This window comes from Devosia sp. XGJD_8 (genome assembly GCF_046614475.1).
Lineage (GTDB): Bacteria > Pseudomonadota > Alphaproteobacteria > Rhizobiales > Devosiaceae > Devosia.
This window is the reverse complement of the sequence record NZ_JBKJHF010000001.1, coordinates 2,032,920-2,049,372: the sequence shown is the minus strand read 5'-3', so window position 1 is coordinate 2,049,372 and position 16,453 is coordinate 2,032,920. Positions and strand designations below refer to the sequence as shown.

16 protein-coding genes are annotated in these 16,453 nt (G+C 64.8%); 4 read left to right on the top strand and 12 right to left on the bottom strand.

Annotation, left to right across the window (positions count from 1 at the left end):
• Window positions 1-37 precede the first annotated feature (37 nt).
• Window positions 38-721, top strand: coding sequence for a phosphoribosyltransferase (locus ACLI1C_RS09640; RefSeq protein ID WP_411396643.1), 684 nt, complete (start codon window positions 38-40; stop codon window positions 719-721).
• On the opposite strand, the gene ACLI1C_RS09635 is transcribed toward ACLI1C_RS09640, so the two are convergent.
• From ACLI1C_RS09635 to ACLI1C_RS09605, 7 genes are all read right to left on the bottom strand, one after another.
• Window positions 718-1,554 carry an MBL fold metallo-hydrolase gene (locus tag ACLI1C_RS09635; protein ID WP_411396642.1) on the bottom strand — a complete coding sequence of 279 codons (837 nt, stop codon included), beginning with the start codon at window positions 1,552-1,554 and terminating at the stop codon, window positions 718-720. The two genes, ACLI1C_RS09640 and ACLI1C_RS09635, sit on opposite strands and share 4 nt — an antisense overlap.
• Window positions 1,555-1,557: 3 nt before the next feature.
• Window positions 1,558-2,337, bottom strand: a complete 780-nt coding sequence (locus ACLI1C_RS09630) for a TatD family hydrolase (RefSeq protein WP_411396641.1) — start codon at window positions 2,335-2,337, stop codon at window positions 1,558-1,560.
• Between the two features lies 1 nt (window position 2,338).
• A complete protein-coding gene (metG, locus tag ACLI1C_RS09625) occupies window positions 2,339-3,889 on the bottom strand; it encodes a methionine--tRNA ligase (protein WP_411396640.1) in 1,551 nt (516 codons plus the stop codon).
• Window positions 3,886-4,908, bottom strand: coding sequence for an AAA family ATPase (locus ACLI1C_RS09620; protein ID WP_411396639.1), 1,023 nt, complete (start codon window positions 4,906-4,908; stop codon window positions 3,886-3,888). The genes metG and ACLI1C_RS09620 overlap by 4 nt, the downstream gene beginning before the upstream one ends.
• Window positions 4,905-5,600, bottom strand: a complete 696-nt coding sequence (tmk, locus tag ACLI1C_RS09615; RefSeq protein ID WP_411396638.1) for a dTMP kinase — start codon at window positions 5,598-5,600, stop codon at window positions 4,905-4,907. Before tmk ends, ACLI1C_RS09620 begins: the two co-directional genes overlap by 4 nt.
• 174 nt (window positions 5,601-5,774) lie before the next feature.
• Window positions 5,775-6,920, bottom strand: a complete 1,146-nt coding sequence (locus ACLI1C_RS09610; RefSeq protein ID WP_411396637.1) for a D-alanyl-D-alanine carboxypeptidase family protein — start codon at window positions 6,918-6,920, stop codon at window positions 5,775-5,777.
• A 36-nt stretch (window positions 6,921-6,956) separates the two neighbouring features.
• Window positions 6,957-8,000, bottom strand: a complete 1,044-nt coding sequence (locus ACLI1C_RS09605; RefSeq protein WP_411396636.1) for a septal ring lytic transglycosylase RlpA family protein — start codon at window positions 7,998-8,000, stop codon at window positions 6,957-6,959.
• A 340-nt stretch (window positions 8,001-8,340) separates the two neighbouring features.
• Here ACLI1C_RS09605 and metH point away from each other — a divergent pair, with 340 nt between their 5' ends.
• From metH to ACLI1C_RS09590, 3 genes are all read left to right on the top strand, one after another.
• Window positions 8,341-12,093, top strand: a complete 3,753-nt coding sequence (gene metH, locus ACLI1C_RS09600; RefSeq protein WP_411396635.1) for a methionine synthase — start codon at window positions 8,341-8,343, stop codon at window positions 12,091-12,093.
• A 4-nt stretch (window positions 12,094-12,097) separates the two neighbouring features.
• A complete protein-coding gene (locus tag ACLI1C_RS09595) occupies window positions 12,098-12,448 on the top strand; it encodes a hypothetical protein (protein ID WP_411396634.1) in 351 nt (116 codons plus the stop codon).
• 63 nt (window positions 12,449-12,511) lie between these two features.
• Window positions 12,512-13,438 (top strand): patatin-like phospholipase family protein, encoded by a 927-nt coding sequence (locus tag ACLI1C_RS09590; RefSeq protein ID WP_411396633.1) that lies wholly within the window; start codon window positions 12,512-12,514, stop codon window positions 13,436-13,438.
• A 9-nt stretch (window positions 13,439-13,447) separates the two neighbouring features.
• Here the strand turns inward: ACLI1C_RS09590 and ACLI1C_RS09585 are convergent, their stop codons facing one another.
• The 5 genes from ACLI1C_RS09585 to ACLI1C_RS09565 form a co-directional block, all read right to left on the bottom strand.
• Window positions 13,448-13,996, bottom strand: a complete 549-nt coding sequence (locus ACLI1C_RS09585) for a DUF1643 domain-containing protein (protein WP_411396632.1) — start codon at window positions 13,994-13,996, stop codon at window positions 13,448-13,450.
• Window positions 13,993-14,895 carry a bifunctional methylenetetrahydrofolate dehydrogenase/methenyltetrahydrofolate cyclohydrolase FolD gene (gene folD / locus ACLI1C_RS09580; RefSeq protein WP_411396631.1) on the bottom strand — a complete coding sequence of 301 codons (903 nt, stop codon included), beginning with the start codon at window positions 14,893-14,895 and terminating at the stop codon, window positions 13,993-13,995. Before folD ends, ACLI1C_RS09585 begins: the two co-directional genes overlap by 4 nt.
• A gap of 94 nt (window positions 14,896-14,989) precedes the next feature.
• Window positions 14,990-15,472 carry a transcription elongation factor GreA gene (gene greA, locus ACLI1C_RS09575; protein ID WP_411396630.1) on the bottom strand — a complete coding sequence of 161 codons (483 nt, stop codon included), beginning with the start codon at window positions 15,470-15,472 and terminating at the stop codon, window positions 14,990-14,992.
• A gap of 89 nt (window positions 15,473-15,561) precedes the next feature.
• Window positions 15,562-15,897 (bottom strand): putative quinol monooxygenase, encoded by a 336-nt coding sequence (locus tag ACLI1C_RS09570; protein WP_411396629.1) that lies wholly within the window; start codon window positions 15,895-15,897, stop codon window positions 15,562-15,564.
• Between the two features lie 116 nt (window positions 15,898-16,013).
• On the bottom strand, window positions 16,014-16,451 hold the full coding sequence (locus tag ACLI1C_RS09565; protein WP_411396628.1) for an FKBP-type peptidyl-prolyl cis-trans isomerase: 438 nt from the start codon (window positions 16,449-16,451) through the stop codon (window positions 16,014-16,016).
• Between the last annotated feature and the right edge of the window lie 2 nt (window positions 16,452-16,453).

Here is a 16,453-nt window from a genome sequence, read left to right as displayed (position 1 = left end):
TCCACCATTTGCCGCCAGCCAGCAAGGAAACACGCTCTTGCCTCTCGTTCCGCACCAGTTCTGGCAGGCCATTGACGCAGAGGGGACCCATCTCCAGCCACCCCAGGGCTGGGTGGAAGGGTTTCCTGCGATCCTGCCAGACGGCCGGCAACTGCTGCTGCCCATCCGCGTGCTGCCCGGGGACGGCACGGCGGCGGTCGCTTCGCTGATCATCAACCAGGCCAGTTTTGCGGTGGAAGACGCGATTTCGGCGGCCATGGCCGATCTGTTGCGCCCACACGCACCCGATGTGGTTATCGGCGTACCGACGCTGGGCCTGCCGCTGGCGAACAATGTCGCCCGCCGGCTTGGCCACGATCGCATGGTGGCCCTCGGGACCTCGCGCAAATTCTGGTATCGCGACGAGTTCTCGGCCCCCATGTCGTCGATCACCAGCCCGACGCAGCAGAAGACCATCTATCTCGACCCGCGCTCGCTGCCGCTGCTTGAAGGCAGGCGGGTGGCTGTGGTGGACGATGTCATCAGTTCGGGGACGTCGATGGCGGCGGTCCTCAAATTGCTGGGACAGGCTGGCATCGAACCGGTAGCCATTGTCGCCGCCATGCTGCAGGGCAAGCGCTGGCAGGAGCCGCTGCGGGATTGGCGCGATCGTATCGCGGCGCCGCTGGCCTCGCCGCGACTGCAGCTTAATGCGGCCGGATACTGGGACGCCGAAAGCTAGCGGTTGAGAATTTGCCCGCTGATGACATCGATCTGCATGCCGTCGAAGGCCGGCGTGACATTGGCCGGCGTTTCGGCCTCCGTGCGGGCATAGTCGAGATCGATATGCATATTGGTCAGCACCGCCTGCTTCGGCGCGAAGCGGGCGATCCAGTCCAGCGTTTCGGGCAGGCTCAGATGGCTCGGATGCGGTGTCGGCCGCAGGGCATCGATCACCCACAGGTCGAGCCCGGAAATCGCGTCAAAAGATGCCTCGGGAAAACCCGACAAGTCGCAGGAATAGGCGAAATTGCCGACCCGGAAGCCGAGCGAGCTGATGTTCCCGTGTGCCTGCTCGAAGACCGCGACCGTGATCGTCCCGCCCGGCCCCTGTATCTCCAGCGTGTCGCCAGTGGCGATTTCATGGGCATTGAGGATGGGCGGATAGTCGCTGCCGGGCGGCGAGACGAAGCAATAACCAAAGGCTTCGCGCAGGCGATTGCCGGTTGCGGCATCGAAATAGACGTTGACGCGACGGCGGTTGTGCAGCGCCAGCACGCGCAGGTCATCGATGCCATGGGCGTGGTCGGCATGGGCGTGGGTGTAGAGCACGGCCTCGACGCGGTCGACATTGGCGGCCAGCATCTGCTCGCGCAGGTCACAGCCCGTGTCGATCACAACCCGGGTCGGGGTCTCGCTGCCCTCGCTAAACCCTTCCAGCAAAAGAGAACATCTCAGCCGGCGGTTACGCGGTTCACTGGGGTCGCAGTCGCCCCAGACATTGCCGATGCGCGGCACGCCGCCGGAGGAACCGCAGCCGAGGATGGTGGCAACGATCCGCTGGGCGGCGCTCATGGCTCAGGCGAGCCCGGTCTTGGCGAAGAGGCGGGCGAAGTTGGCGGTGGTCTCGGCCCCGAGCTGTTCGAGGCTGATGCCGCGCACTTCGGCCAGCTTCTCGGCGGTATGGCGAACGAAACTGGGTTCGTTGGACTGGCCGCGATGCGGGATGGGCGCCAGATAAGGTGCATCAGTTTCAACGAGATAGCGGTCGGCCGGGACGAATTTGGCGACGTCGCGGATCTCTTCGGCGTTCTTGAAGGTGATGATTCCGGAGAAGGAAATGTAGCCGTCGAGGGCCAAGGCGCGGCGGGCGAGCTCCTGGCCGGCGGTGAAGCAATGCAGCACGAAGGGGAAGGCGCCGTGCCCGGTTTCTTCCTCAAGGATGGCCGCCATGTCCTCGTCGGCTTGGCGGCTGTGGATAACCAGTGGAAGACCGGTGATCCGGGCGGCTGCAATATGCCGGCGCAGCCCCGTGGCCTGGGCCTCGCGCGGCGCATTGTCGTAGAAGTAATCCAGCCCCGCTTCGCCGATGGCAACGCAGCGCGGATGGGCACTTAGGCGGACAAGTTCATCCACCTCGATATGCAGTTCCTTGTCCGCATTGTGCGGGTGGGTGCCCACCGAGCACCAGACGTTCTCATAACGTTCCGCGATGGCGGTGTATGTGGAAAACTTCTCCACAAGTGTGGATATCGTCACCATGCCGGAGACGCCGGCGGCCTCGGCACGGGCCAGAACGCCGTCGATATCCCCGGCCAGGGCCTCGAAATCGAGGTGGCAATGGCTGTCGATCAGCATGCTATTCCGCCTTGCGTTCAAGGCGGGCAAAGACGCCCTGCGGCACCGGCAATTCGGTGCCAGGCTGCAAGCCTGCTGGTGTCTTGCTGTCAGCAAGCTGGCGGTTTTCTTGCGAAACGCCGAGCTGATCGAGCAAACGGGCGGCGGAAGCAGGCACAAAGGCCTGCATGGGGATGGCAAGACGCCGAACCGTATCGGCCGTCACGTAGAGGACGGTGGCCATGCGGTCCGGATCGGTCTTTTTCAGCGCCCAGGGTTCCTGGCCGGCAAAGTAGTTGTTGGCGGAGCTGAGGGCCGCGATGATCGCGCCGGTGGCTTCGTGGACGAGCTGCTCATCCATGGCCTTTTGCGCGGCGTCGATGGCCGCGCCCACTTCGGCGATGATGGCCTGGTCGGCCTCGGTCAGCGGACCCGGTGTCGGCACCCTGGCGTCGCAGTTCTTGTTGATCATCGACAGCGAGCGCTGCGCCAGGTTGCCCAGGTTGTTGGCGAGGTCGGCATTGACGCGCAGCACGAGCTTTTCGTGGCTGTAGTCGCCGTCATTGCCGAAGGAGACTTCGCGCAGGAAAAAGTAGCGCACGGCGTCGACGCCGAATTCGGCGATCAGCTCGAACGGATCGATGACATTGCCGAGCGACTTGCTCATCTTCTGGCCGTCGACCGTGAGGAAGCCATGGGCGAAGACCCGGTGCTGCACGGGGATGCCGGCGCTCATCAGGAAAGCGGGCCAATAGACGGTGTGGAAGCGGATGATGTCCTTGCCGATGACATGCAGGTCCGCCGGCCAGAACTTCCTGAACAGCTCGCTCTGCTCGTCCGGAAAGCCGACGCCGGTGATGTAGTTGGTCAGGGCATCGACCCACACATACATGACGTGGTCCGGCGCGTCCGGCACGGGAATGCCCCAGTCGAACGTCGTCCGTGAGATCGAGAGGTCCTGCAGGCCACCCTTTACGAAGGAAATGATCTCGTTGCGCCGCTCCTTGGGCGCGATGAAATCGGGATTGGACTCGTAGAGGTCGAGCAGCTTCTGCTGATAGGCCGAGAGGCGGAAGAAATAGGTCGGCTCCTCCACCCAGTTCACCTCGGCGCCGGAGGGGGCGAATTTCTTGCCGTCCTTCTCCGTCAGCTCGTCCTCATCGAAATAGGCCTCGTCGCGGACCGAGTACCAGCCCTTGTAGGTGGACTGGAAAATGTCGCCGTTGTGACTGGCGGCCATCTTCTTCCAGATGGCCTGGCTGGCCTCATGGTGCCGCTGCTCGGTGGTGCGGATGAAGTCGTCGTTGGAAATGTCGAGCGCTTCGGCCAGGCGCCGGAACTCGGCGGAGTTGCGGTCTGCCAGTTCGCGCGGCGTGACGCCCTGGGTGGCGGCCGTCTGCACCATCTTGATGCCGTGCTCGTCGGTGCCGGTCAGGAAATAGACCTCGCGGCCCTCGAGCCGCTTGAAGCGGGCGATGGCGTCCGTCGCGATCATCTCATAGGCGTGGCCGATATGTGGGGCGCCGTTGGGATAGGAAATCGCAGTCGTGACGTAGAAGGGCTTGGCGGTCATTGGGGCTCGGTGGAAACGGTCGTTGCAACGTGCTTCCTGATCGCATCGAAAATGGCGACAAGCGTCTGTTTCATATCCAGATTGATGCTGTCGGCGTCCGCGAAGAGGGCGTGTGCCTTGTCCCATAGCTCGTTGGCGGAGGCAAGGCGTCTGCGATTGTGTGACTGCATGGCGGCGTTGCGGGCCTCATCGGCCATCCAGTCATCCAGCATTTCGCGGGCGAAGGTGAGTTCGGTGCTCTGCGTATCGGCGCCGAGCGCGTCGGCCAGCTGCAGCATGACCCCGGCCGGATGTTGCGCTGGGTTGGCGAGCCAGGCCTGCAGCGCACCAAGCGCGGATTCCGGCTCAAGTGCCAGGGTCTCGAAGGCCCGCCGGGGACGGCCGCCGGCCAGCGCAATGGCACGATCGAGTTCGACCTGGCCCAGGCCCGGATCGTGGTCCAGCAGCACGCCGCGCACGGCCTCGTCGTCCACCGGGCGCAGCGCCACATTGTGGCAGCGCGACTTGATGGTCGGCAGCAGCTGACCGGGGCGGTGCGAGACCAACAGGAAGATGGTGTCCGCGGGCGGCTCTTCCAGCGTCTTGAGCAGGGCATTGGCAGCCGAGGCGTTGCAGTCGTCGATACTGTCGATGATGGCGACGCGGTGCCCCGCCCTGCCCCGCGTGTGATGCAGGCTGTCGCGCAGCTCGCGTACATCCTCGACGCGGATGACCGTGTAATAGCCCTTGCTGTCCTTGAGGCGCCGGCGCAGCAGGAAGAGATTGGGATGCGACAGGGCCGCGACCTGTTCCTCGACGCGGTGCCCCTCTTCGTCGCCGGTTGCCGTCAGGATGGCGGCAGCCAGCTCGAAGGCAAAGGTCGCCTTGCCGATGCCCTGGGGACCATGCAGCAGGATGGCGCCCGGCAGGCGGCGTTCGGCGAGCTGGGCAAGAATGGCCGCGCGGGGCTTGTCATGCCCGCGCGCCTGCTGGCGCCGCTCGGGCGGCAGGATGTCGGCGAGGCCGTCCGGATCGGTCACGCCTGCGAACCGCGCAACAGTTCGGGAAAGCGCTGGCGCACGACTTCCCAAATGGCCGCCTCGAGGGCCTCTTCGGATTGGGCGGCGGAGATCACGACGCAGCGCTCGGGATTGTCACGCGCAATGGCCAGGAAGCCCTCGCGCAGGCGCTTGTGCCAGTCGAGCTCTTCCTTTTCGAAGCGATCGCCGGTCAGCGCCAGGCCATCCTCGACGGCCCGATCGGCGACACGCTTGAAGGCGGCTTCGGGATCCATGTCCAGCACGATGGTCAGGTCCGGCGTGTGCCCATCGAGCGCAAGGGATTCAAGGCCGGCAATGAGCTTGTCATCGACGCCCCCGGTCAGGCCCTGATAGGCGCGGGTGGAATCGTGGAAGCGATCGGACAGCACCCAGGTTCCATTGCGCAGATTGGGCGCGATCAACTGGTTGACGTGGTCGAGGCGCGCGGCAGCGAACAGCACGGCTTCGGCACCCGGCCCCCAGCTTTCCGACCGCCCCTGCAGGATGAAGGAGCGGATGGCCTCGGCCTTGGGTGTTCCGCCCGGCTCGCGGGTGCGCACGGCCTCGATCTCGTGCCGCTGCAGGTTCTGCAGCAGCCGCTTGATCTGCGTGGACTTGCCGACGCCTTCGCCACCCTCAAAGGTGATGAAACGGGCGCGGCTGGCTTTGGAAGTCGGTGCCTGTTGCAACATGTCTTCCGGCTTCATTTGTCTCGATCGGGATCACGTCCACCGGCCGTCACCCTCGGGCTTGACCCGAGGGCTATGCACTTGAGGCGGACTCGTCAAGTGAAGAGCCCTCGGGTCAAGCCCGAGGGTGACGTGCGGTGGCAGATTAATCCAGCTCGGCACGAGTTCACCGGCGTCCTAGAGCCAGCCCAGCGCCAGTTGCTTGAGGGCGTCGGTTGCCTTGCGGAGGATGCCACCCTCTTCCACGGTCTCGGCGGCATAAAGCGGGGCAACCTGCACGAGCTTGTCGTCGCAGAACACGCGCAGTTCGGCAATCTCGTCGCCCTGCATGACCGGGGGCATCAGCGGCCCATTATAGCTGACCGAGGCACTGAGGCAGCGGCGCGAGCCGCGTGGCAGATAGAGGGCAACCTCGCCGTCGCCCATGAGGCCGACGCTGGGGCTGGTGCCGCCATAGACATTGGCGTGGGCGACGATGGCCCCCTCGGGATAGGCGGAGAAGCGTTCGAAGGCGCGGGCGCCCCAGGTGATGAGCTTGCGGCCTTCCTCGGTGCGCTGGGCCATGGAGGTCAGGCCATGCAGTACGGCAATGAGGCGACGGCCGCCCTCGGCGGTCGAGATCACCGAGCCATAGCCGGAGGCCTCGGTATGGCCGGTCTTGAGGCCGTCGACGCCGATGCCGAGTTCGACGAGGGAATTGCGATTGGCCTGCTTGATGCCGTTCCACTCCATCTCCGGCTCGGAGAAGTAGTGGTAGTATTCGGGATATTCGCGGATCAGGTAGCGCGCCAGGTCGGCCAGGTCGCGCGCCGTGGTGTACATGTCCGGGTCGGGCAGACCGGCCGGATTGGTGAAATGCGAATCGGTCAGGCCGATTTCCTCGGCGAGCTCGTTCATCATGGCGGCAAAGCTGGCCTCCGAGCCGGCAATGCCTTCGGCCAGCACGATGGAGGCATCGTTGCCGGACTGGATGATGACCGACCGCAGCAGGTCTTCGACCGCGATCTTTGAATTGAGCTCGGCGAACATGGTGGAGCCGCCCGAGGATGCACCACCCGTGCGCCAGGCATGTTCGGAGACGAAGAATTCGTCGCTCATCCTCAGCCGTCCGGCGCGGATTTCATTGAAGACCACGGCAATGGTCATGAGCTTGGCCATGCTGGCCGGCTCCATGGGCAGATCGGCATCCTTCTGGAAGATCACCGTGCCGGAGGACTCGTCCATCAGAATGGCAAACGGAGCCTGGGTATCGAATTCCGCCTGTGCCCAGCCCGGCGCCGTCAGCGCCAGCACCGTCGCCAATATCTGCCAGATACGCCGCACGTCGCTCCCCCCAAGGCCGGCCTCCACCGGCCGATACTAGTTCAGTTTTATGTCATCGAGGCCCAGTTCGCGAGCCATGTCGAGAACATCAATGCGTGATACGCCGGGCTTGAGATAGGTGAGCGTCAGACGGGTCGCGGACCGGCCATTGACCGTGACCGGCTCTTCGGCAACGGCGCCGAGAATGGCGAATTGCTGGGCGAGGCCCAACGCATTGGCCTCGTCGGTGAAGACGCCGAGGCTCAGGCTGATGGTGCGGGCATCCGCGTCGACGGACTGAACCCAGTCCGCCAGTTCGGGGGCGCGCGTCGCCATGGCGTTGACGGCGGAATGCGCCGTGCCGATAGCGGCATCGGCCTGCTGGGTATCGGCATAGGAGAAGAGGTTGCCAAGGAAGCTGCCGGCGATATCGGCAAGGCTGTTGGTATTGTCGGCATAGGCAAACTGGGTGTTACCGCCACCGCCGAAATCGGCCGGGCCGGAATAGCTGGCCACAAGCATGCGCGTATCGTCGCCTTCCAGCGGCGCGCGGCCGACATACTCGGCCTGGATCTGGGCATGGCCATTGTTGACATAGCCCAGCATGGAGGCAGCGCGGTGCGACAGATCCATGATGCGGCCGGGCATGTAGGGGCCGCGATCGTTGACGCGCACGATGACCGAGCGGCCATTGGCCTGGTTGGTCACGCGCACATAGGATGGCAGCGGTAGCGTCGGATGGGCGCCGGTAATGGCATTGGCGGAGAAGATCTCGCCATTGGCCGTGCGGCGGCCATGGAAATCGGAGCCGTACCAGGACGCTTCGCCGACCGCGACATAGTCCGGCTGCTCGGCGGGCACATAGACCTTGCCACGCACCGTATAGGGCTTGCCGACCTGATAGCGGCCGCCGCCCTTAGGGGGATTGGGATTGCTGGTGACGCGCGGGGAAACGCCGACGCCATACTCGGACGAGGTGAAGGCGGAGCGCTTTACGGTTGCGCCCAGCCCGCCGCCGCTGCTGCAGGCAGCGATCATCGGGGCGACAAGGGCCGCAAGGGCGACAAGGCGAACGGCATGGCGCCAGGAGGTCGTCGTCACGATACTCAAACTCTTACTCTCGTCATACTGCGCGAGCAGATCATAACCGATCCCGCTGTGATGGAGCGCACTGAACAGTTTTCTGGTTTCGGCGAGGTTAAGGGGAACGGACTGTTAGCGATGAGAGTCGCATTTAACGCGAATCTGCTGCAGGTCGGGTGTGCCGGAATGGCGGCCCTACCCTTCTAGGACTGCCATTCGGGCGCAGCCCTCATGGCCTTCGATCCTAAAATCGCTCCACTGGAGCGATCTTATCGGAGGCCGGATCGAAGCTTGCGAAATTGCGGACATAAAGATATCTTTATGTCCTCGGAAAATGCCGAACTTGAGGTGGATGGCGATGAGCCAGCATGACGAAGCCCATATTCCCGACTGGAACGAGGTCCGCGCAGCGCTTGCCAAGGCGGCGAGCGAACGCATCCTGATCCTCGACGGCGCGATGGGCACCATGCTGCAGCGCCGCAAGTTCACCGAGGAGAACTTCCGCGGCGAGCGCTTCAAGGACTGGAAGCTGCCGCTGCAGGGCAATAACGACCTGCTGGTGTTGACCGAGCCCAAGGCCGTCGAGGACATCCATTTCGAATACTACATGGCCGGCGCCGATATCGCCGAGACCAATACCTTCTCGGCGACATCGGTGGCCCAGGCCGACTATGCCTGCGAAAGCGCGGTCTATGACATCAACTACCAGGGCGTGGTCGTCGCCCGCCGGGCGGCGTTGCGGGCCGAGGCGGCTGATGGACGGCGGCGCTTCGTGGCCGGCGCGCTGGGGCCGACCAACAAGACCTCGTCCATGTCGACCGATGTCAGCAGCCCCGGGTTCCGCTCGATCACCTTCGACGAATTGGTCGTGGCCTATGGCGAGGCGCTGCGCGGACTGATCGATGGCGGCGCCGATCTGCTGCTGTTCGAGACCATCACCGACACGCTCAACACCAAGGCCGGCATCTTTGCGGCGCAGCGCCTGTTCGAGGAACGCGGCATCGACGTGCCGATCATGATCTCGGGCACGATCACGGACCTCTCCGGCCGCACGCTGTCGGGGCAGACGCCGACGGCCTTCTGGTATTCGGTGCGCCACGCCAATCCCTTCACCATCGGGCTCAACTGCGCGCTGGGCGCCGACCTGATGCGCGACCATATCGCCGAGCTGTCGGGTGTGGCCGATACGCTCATCTGCGCCTATCCCAATGCCGGACTGCCGAATGAATTCGGCGGCTATGACGAGACGCCCGAGTCCATGGCGAGCCAGCTGGAGACCTTTGCCAGCGAAGGGTTGCTCAACATCGTGGGCGGCTGCTGCGGCTCGACGCCCGACCATATACGCGCCATTGCCGGGGTGGTGAGCAAGTACCAGCCACGCGTGGTGCCCAAGATCGAGCGCATGCTGCGCCTGGCGGGCCTCGAAGCCTTCACGCTGACGCCGGAAATCCCGTTCGTGAATGTGGGCGAGCGCACCAATGTCACGGGCTCGGCCCGCTTCCGCAAGCTGATCACCGCCGGCGACTATACCGCGGCGCTGGATGTGGCGCGCGACCAGGTGGCCAATGGCGCCCAGATCATCGACATCAACATGGATGAGGGGCTGATCGACTCCAAGCAGGTGATGATCGACTTCCTCAACCTGCTGGCGGCCGAACCGGACATCGCCAAGGTGCCGCTGATGATCGACAGCTCCAAGTGGGAGGTGATCGAGGCGGGGCTCAAATGCGTGCAGGGCAAGGCGCTGGTCAATTCCATCTCGATGAAGGAAGGCGAAGAGGCCTTCCTCAAGTCGGCCCGGCTGGTGCGCGCCTATGGCGCGGCCGTTGTGGTGATGGCGTTCGACGAGCAGGGCCAGGCCGATACGCTGGAGCGCAAGGTCGAGATCTGTACGCGGGCCTACAAGCTGCTCACCGAGGTTGTCGGCTTTCCGCCCGAAGACATCGTGTTCGATCCGAACGTCTTCGCGGTGGCGACCGGCATCGAGGAGCATAACGGCTATGGCGTCGCCTTTATCGAGGCGACCAAGATCATCACCGAGACGCTGCCGCACGTGCATATTTCGGGTGGTATCTCGAACCTCAGCTTCTCGTTCCGCGGCAACGAGCCGGTGCGTGAAGCCATGCATGCGGTGTTTTTGTACTATGCCATTCAGAATGGCATGGACATGGGCATCGTCAATGCCGGCCAGCTGGCCGTTTACGAGAGCATCGACCCCGAACTGCGCGACGCCTGCGAGGATGTGATCCTCAACCGCACGCCCGACGGCACGGACCGACTGCTGGCGCTGGCCGAACGCTATCGCGGCACGGCGGGCAAGGAGGCGACGGCCAAGGACCTGAGCTGGCGCGAGAAATCGGTCGAGGACCGTATCGCCCATGCCCTGGTCAACGGTATCACCGAATATATCGACGCCGATACCGACGAGGCGCGGCAGAAATTCGCCCGGCCGCTGCATGTCATCGAAGGGCCGCTGATGGCCGGCATGAGCATTGTCGGCGACCTGTTCGGCTCAGGCAAGATGTTCCTGCCGCAGGTGGTGAAGTCCGCCCGCGTGATGAAGCAGGCCGTGGCCTTGCTGCTGCCCTATATGGAAGCCGAGAAGAATGCCGACGGCAATGCCACCGGCCGCCAGAGCGCCGGCAAGGTGCTGATGGCGACGGTCAAGGGCGACGTGCACGATATCGGCAAGAACATTGTCGGCGTCGTGCTCTCCTGCAACAATTACGAGATCATCGATCTCGGCGTCATGGTGCCGACAGCCAAGATCCTGCAGACGGCGCGCGACGAGAATGTCGACATTATCGGCCTTTCCGGCCTCATTACGCCCTCGCTGGACGAGATGGTGCATGTGGCCGCCGAGATGGAGCGCGAGGGCTTCGACATCCCGCTGCTGATCGGCGGGGCGACGACCAGCCGCGTGCATACCGCGGTCAAGATCCACCCGCGCTACGAACGTGGCCAGGCCGTGCATGTCAACGACGCCAGCCGCGCCGTGGGTGTGGTGGGCAATTTGCTGTCCAAGGACACCAAGGTCTCCTTCATCGCCGATATCCGGGCCGAATATGCCAAGGCGGCGGCTGCACATGAGCGGGCCGAGAGCGAGAAGAAGCGCGTGCCGCTGGCTCTGGCCCGCGCGAATGCCTTCAAGCCCGACTGGAGCAGCTATGTGCCGCCCAAGCCGAGCTTCCTCGGCACCAGGGTCTTCGCCGATGCCAATCTCGAGCAGTTGGCTGCCTATATCGACTGGACGCCCTTCTTCCAGACCTGGGAGCTCAAGGGCCGGTACCCGGCCATCCTCGAAGACGAGCGGCAGGGCGAGGCGGCGCGCCAGCTGTTCGATGATGCCCAGGCCATGCTCAAGCAGATCATTGTCGAAAAGTGGTTCGTGCCGCGCGCCGTGGTCGGCTTCTGGCCGGCCAATGGCGTGGGCGACGATATACGCCTGTTCAAGGACGAGGGCCGCGCCGAGGAACTAGCGACGCTGTTCACCCTGCGCCAGCAGCTGAGCAAGCGGGATGGCAAGCCGCATATGGCGCTGGCCGACTTCGTCGCGCCCACCGGCACGCCGGACTATATCGGCGCCTTCGTGGTCACGGCCGGCATCGAGGAAGTGGCGATCTCCGAGCGCTTCGAGCGGGCCAATGACGATTATTCGTCCATCCTGGTCAAGGCGCTGGCCGATCGCTTCGCCGAGGCCTTTGCCGAGCAGATGCATGAGCGGGTGCGCAAGGAGTTCTGGGGCTATGCAGCCGACGAGACCTTTGCGCCGGAAGACCTGATCGCCGAATCCTATCGCGGCATTCGCCCAGCGCCAGGCTATCCGGCCCAGCCGGACCACACGGAAAAGACCACGCTGTTTCGCCTGCTCGATGCCGAAAAGAATGCCGGCGTCACACTGACGGAGAGCTATGCCATGTGGCCGGGATCATCGGTCTCGGGGCTGTATTTCAGCCATCCGGAATCCTACTATTTCGGCGTGGCAAAGGTGGAGCGCGACCAGGTGGTCGACTATGCAAATCGCAAGGGGATGAGCCTGGAAGAAGTCGAGCGCTGGCTCGGCCCGATCCTCAACTACATCCCCGGCCCTGCCATCGTGGCGGCGGAGTAATGCGATGGGCCGGGTCGAACAGATACCTGTGACACTGGTGACCGAGCCGGGGCGGCTGCTGGCGCTTGACGCTGACACCGCCCTGCTCCGCCTGCCCGCCAATAGCGGGCATGGCCATGAAGACGGGGCCCAGTGCATCGCCTGCGCCATGCGCACCGATGTGCGGGCCCTGCTCTATGACCTGCTGGAAAGCGCCAAGCGGGGCATGCGTCCGCCCTTTACCAAGGTCGTGGTGGATGCCAGTGCCGTGCCTGATCAGTCAGTGGTGATCGCCGCGCTGACCGGCAAGCTGCCCGCGCAGGCCCTGCGCGACCATACGGTGGCGCGGCTGTTCTATCTGGCCGGCGCGGCCTAGCGCCGCCTTTCCCCGACACAGGGGCTCGTCTATCGTGCGGGACAATGCGCTGGGAGATCGAACATGGCCAAACCGACCATTGCATTGGCACTGGGGAGCGGCGCGGCCCGCGGCTGGTCGCATATCGGGGTCATCGATGTCCTGACCGAAGCCGGCATTGTCCCGGACATTGTCTGCGGCACCTCGATGGGCGCCCTGGTCGGGTCGGTCTATGCCAGCGGGCGGCTGGATGCGCTGCGGGACTGGGCGATGGGCGCCGACTGGCGTGCCGTCGCGGCCATGGTCGATCTCAATGTCACCGCCGGCGGCCTGGTGGATGGTGCCAATATCGTCAAATGGCTGTCGGATCTGGGCCTGGCCGGACGCATCGAAGACCTCAAGGTGCCCTTCACGGCCGTAGCCACCGATATCAGCAGCGGGCGGGAAATCTGGTTGCAATCAGGGCCCCTTGCACCGGCAATTCGCGCCTCGATCGGCATGCCGGGCGTGTTCAGCCCGACGCAGATCGACGGCCGGTGGCTGGCCGATGGCGGGCTGGTGAACCCCGTGCCGGTATCGCCCTGCCGGGCCATGGGGGCGGATTATATCATCGCGGTCAATCTCAACGATGACCTGCTGGGCCGGCCGGTGCTGGCCGAGCCACCACCGGCCCCGGTCCAGCTGCCCAAGCCCGAAAGCCTCATGGACCTGATCCGCTCCATCCCGGCTTCGGTGCAGGCGCGCATGTCTGCGCTGCACTTCTTCGGCGCCAACAACCACACACCGAGCTATTTCGACGTGCTCACCAATTCCATCGACATCATGCAGGACCATATCACCCGCTCGCGGCTGGCCGGGGAGCCGCCCCATGCGATGATCATGCCCGTGGTCAATCTCATCGGCCTGATGGACTTCCACCGGGCCGCCGAGGCGATAGCCGAGGGTCGAGCGGCCGCTGAACGTGCCCTGCCCGCTCTGGAGGCCATGCTTAGCGGCCGCAAGCGGCGCTGACGGACGTCGTCACCCTGCAAAGGGCTGCAGCGGCGTATCGAGGCGCAGATAGAGCGGATGCTTGGGCGAACCGTCGGAATTGGTGCCGAAGCACCACAGGTCGATGCCGTCGGCGTGCAGCGCCTCGACGATGGCCTTGCCGGCCGGCGCCAGCGCCCGGTTGAGCTTGCCGTGGCAGAGGATCACCAGATCAGCGCCAGCGGCGGCCTGGCGAATGGCCGGCAGGTTGGCTTCGGAAACGGCCACCACGCCGGGCAGCAGCAGCATTTTGGGGTTGGTGGCCCGGTAGTCGCCCACATTGGCCTTGACCATGCCCGAATAGCCCTCGCGATTGGCAAAGGTCCATTCGCGGGCGCAGGTCGGGTCATTGACGGTAGCATCGGCGGTGCTCGGATTCATGCCGATGAACAGCACATAGCGCTCGGGAAACCGCGCACCCGTCCAGCGACGCATCAGCTGGCGATAGCGCCCATCGGCGCTGAAGGTGGCGTCGCCGCTGACGCCCGGCATCAGGCGCAGACGCACCTTGCCGCCGGGGTCGTGCGCGTCGACGCTCATGCGGTCAGATCGCCCGGCGGCACCAGGCCATTGATCAATGAGGCAGTGGTGACCGTGTTGGCCAGGAGGCAGGCAATGGTCATGGGGCCCACGCCGCCAGGAACCGGCGTGATGGCGCCGGCCACCTCGGCCGCTTCGGCATAGGCGACATCGCCCACCAGGCGCGTCTTGCCCTCGCCCTTTTCGGGCGCCGGGATGCGGTTGATACCCACATCGATGACCGTGGCGCCCGGCTTGATCCAGTCGCCCTTGATCATTTCCGGGCGGCCGACGGCGGCCACGACGATATCGGCACCCCGGACCACATCGGCGAGGTTCTTCGTCTTGGAATGGGCGACGGTGACGGTGCAATTCTCGCGCAGCAGCAGCTGCATCATCGGCTTGCCCACGAGGTTGGAGCGCCCGATGATCACCGCATTGAGCCCGGCCAGCGTGCCGAGCTGGTCGCGCAGCAGCATCAGGCAGCCCAGCGGGGTGCAGGAGACCGGACCCGGCAGGCCGATCTGCACCTTGCCGACATTGGCGGGCGTGAAGCAGTCCACGTCCTTGGCGGGCTCGATCGCCTCGATGACCTTGATCGGATCGATGTGCTTGGGAACCGGCATCTGCACAAGGATGCCATGCACTTGCGGATCCTTGTTGAGGCGATGCACGAGATCAAGGAGATCGGCCTCGGAGGTGTCCTCCGGCAATTCGTGCTTGAACGAGGCCATGCCGACTTCGGCTGTCTGCTTTGCCTTGTTGGTCACATAGACCTGGCTCGCCGGGTCGTGGCCGACAATGACCACCGCGAGGCCGGGCGTGACGCCATGGTCCGCCTTGAGACGCGCCACATGGCCGGCAACGCGACCGCGCAGGCCCTCGGCGAAACTCTTGCCGTCGATGATCTTTGCCGTCATGGGGACCTCCGGTGAACTGGTGGCGCAGCAATAGAAAACGCCGGACACTTCGTCCATCCCCTTGGGCGGGGAATTGCCATGCCGGAAAAGCAGGCTACCGGATCGCCACCACTTCCAGTTCCCGATCGCCCATGCTGACCACATCCCCGACCGATTTGCCCACCAGAGCCCGGGCAATGGGGGACGCATAGGAGATCGAGCCGGCCTGAGGGTTCGCCTCGTCCTCGCCTACAATGCGGTAGGTCTGGACGCGGCCATCGTCGCGGTTGAAGGTGACCGTGCTGCCGAAGGCGACGGTGTCGGTTGCGGTCGGCGCCGGCATCAGCTGGGCACTGCGGACACGTTCGGCAAAGTAGCGGAGGTCGCGCAGCGGGCCGGCGGACTGGCGGCGCTTCTCGTTCACGTCCTCGATCAGCATGGCTGCGTCATAGGCCTGGCGCGCCGCGGCGAGTTGCGCTTCCAGCGCGGAAAGGCCGGCCGCCGTCACCAGGTTTGGTTCGGCGGAGACCGGCCGGTCCGGCAGCAGCGTCTCGGCCGCCGTTTCGGCACTGTCTTCCTTGGTAAAAGCGACGCTCACTGAAGTCTCCGTTCCGACTGTCTGATGCAGGCAATGCGCGCAGGCTCCGGCGCGTTCCACGCCCGGATGCGCGGGCATTGCCGGCCGGCTTAGCTGACGCTCGGGCCGGGCACCTGGTCGAACCAGTCTTCGTCATGCACCACGGCGTCGGATACCACATTGTCGATGCTGGCATGGACCAGCATTTGCGGCATCACCGCCCAGAGCGCCCGCATGTGATCGGTATCTTCATGCGTACGGTGTGCCGCCTCGCTGACAAAGGCCTCGGCCAGCAGCATGCGGTCCGGATGGTCGGGCAGCGGCAGCAGTTCGAAATAGCGGCAACCAGGCTCTTGCCGGCTCTGCTCGGCATGATCCTGCGCGGCGGCGAGAAAGGCCTCGCGCTTGCCCGGCTTGGCCGTCAGGTAACCCACGATCAGTTTCATAGCTCAGCCCTCCCCGCGGCAGGATAGGCTGCCGGCACGCGGCTGCAAAGCCGGTTGCGAAACTGGTTGCGCAGCTAGCCCCACCGGCATGCAGCCGGCGGGGGAGTCGTGGTGGCTCAGGCCGCCTTGACGATTTCGACCAGCTCGACGTCGAAGACGAGATCCTGGCCGGCCAGCGGGTGGTTGGCATCCACCTTGACGCTGGAATCGTCCAGCTCCACCACAGTGATCGGCAGCATGCCGCCGTCGGCGGTGCGGGCCTGCAACTGCGTGCCGACGCGCACGTCGATGCCGGATGGGACCTTGGCGCGGTCGAGCGTCTGGATCGCCTCTGGTCGATGGGGGCCATAGGCCTGGTCGCAGGGGATGGTCACCGTGCTGCGGCTGCCCGGCTCCATGCCGGCAACATGGGCTTCGAGCCCCTTGATCACCTGGCCCAGCCCGAGGGTGAACTCCAGCGGCTCCTTGCCGGCCGAGGAATCGAACTGGGTGCCGTTGGTCAGGCGTCCGGTGTAATTGATACGTACGACGTCGCCCATCTTGGCTTCGGTCATGG

Excerpts from the sequence above, each read along its gene's own strand:
- ACLI1C_RS09570 (WP_411396629.1), bottom strand. The coding sequence starts at position 15,897 with ATGAAACTGATCGTGGGTTACCTGACGGCCAAGCCGGGCAAGCGCGAG.
- ACLI1C_RS09630 (WP_411396641.1), bottom strand. The coding sequence starts at position 2,337 with ATGCTGATCGACAGCCATTGCCACCTCGATTTCGAGGCCCTGGCCGGG.
- metG (WP_411396640.1), bottom strand. The coding sequence starts at position 3,889 with ATGACCGCCAAGCCCTTCTACGTCACGACTGCGATTTCCTATCCCAAC.
- folD (WP_411396631.1), bottom strand. The coding sequence starts at position 14,895 with ATGACGGCAAAGATCATCGACGGCAAGAGTTTCGCCGAGGGCCTGCGC.
- ACLI1C_RS09565 (WP_411396628.1), bottom strand. The coding sequence starts at position 16,451 with ATGACCGAAGCCAAGATGGGCGACGTCGTACGTATCAATTACACCGGA.
- metH (WP_411396635.1), top strand. The coding sequence starts at position 8,341 with ATGAGCCAGCATGACGAAGCCCATATTCCCGACTGGAACGAGGTCCGC.
- ACLI1C_RS09590 (WP_411396633.1), top strand. The coding sequence starts at position 12,512 with ATGGCCAAACCGACCATTGCATTGGCACTGGGGAGCGGCGCGGCCCGC.
- tmk (WP_411396638.1), bottom strand. The coding sequence starts at position 5,600 with ATGTTGCAACAGGCACCGACTTCCAAAGCCAGCCGCGCCCGTTTCATC.
- ACLI1C_RS09635 (WP_411396642.1), bottom strand. The coding sequence starts at position 1,554 with ATGAGCGCCGCCCAGCGGATCGTTGCCACCATCCTCGGCTGCGGTTCC.
- ACLI1C_RS09585 (WP_411396632.1), bottom strand. The coding sequence starts at position 13,996 with ATGAGCGTCGACGCGCACGACCCCGGCGGCAAGGTGCGTCTGCGCCTG.
- ACLI1C_RS09595 (WP_411396634.1), top strand. The coding sequence starts at position 12,098 with ATGGGCCGGGTCGAACAGATACCTGTGACACTGGTGACCGAGCCGGGG.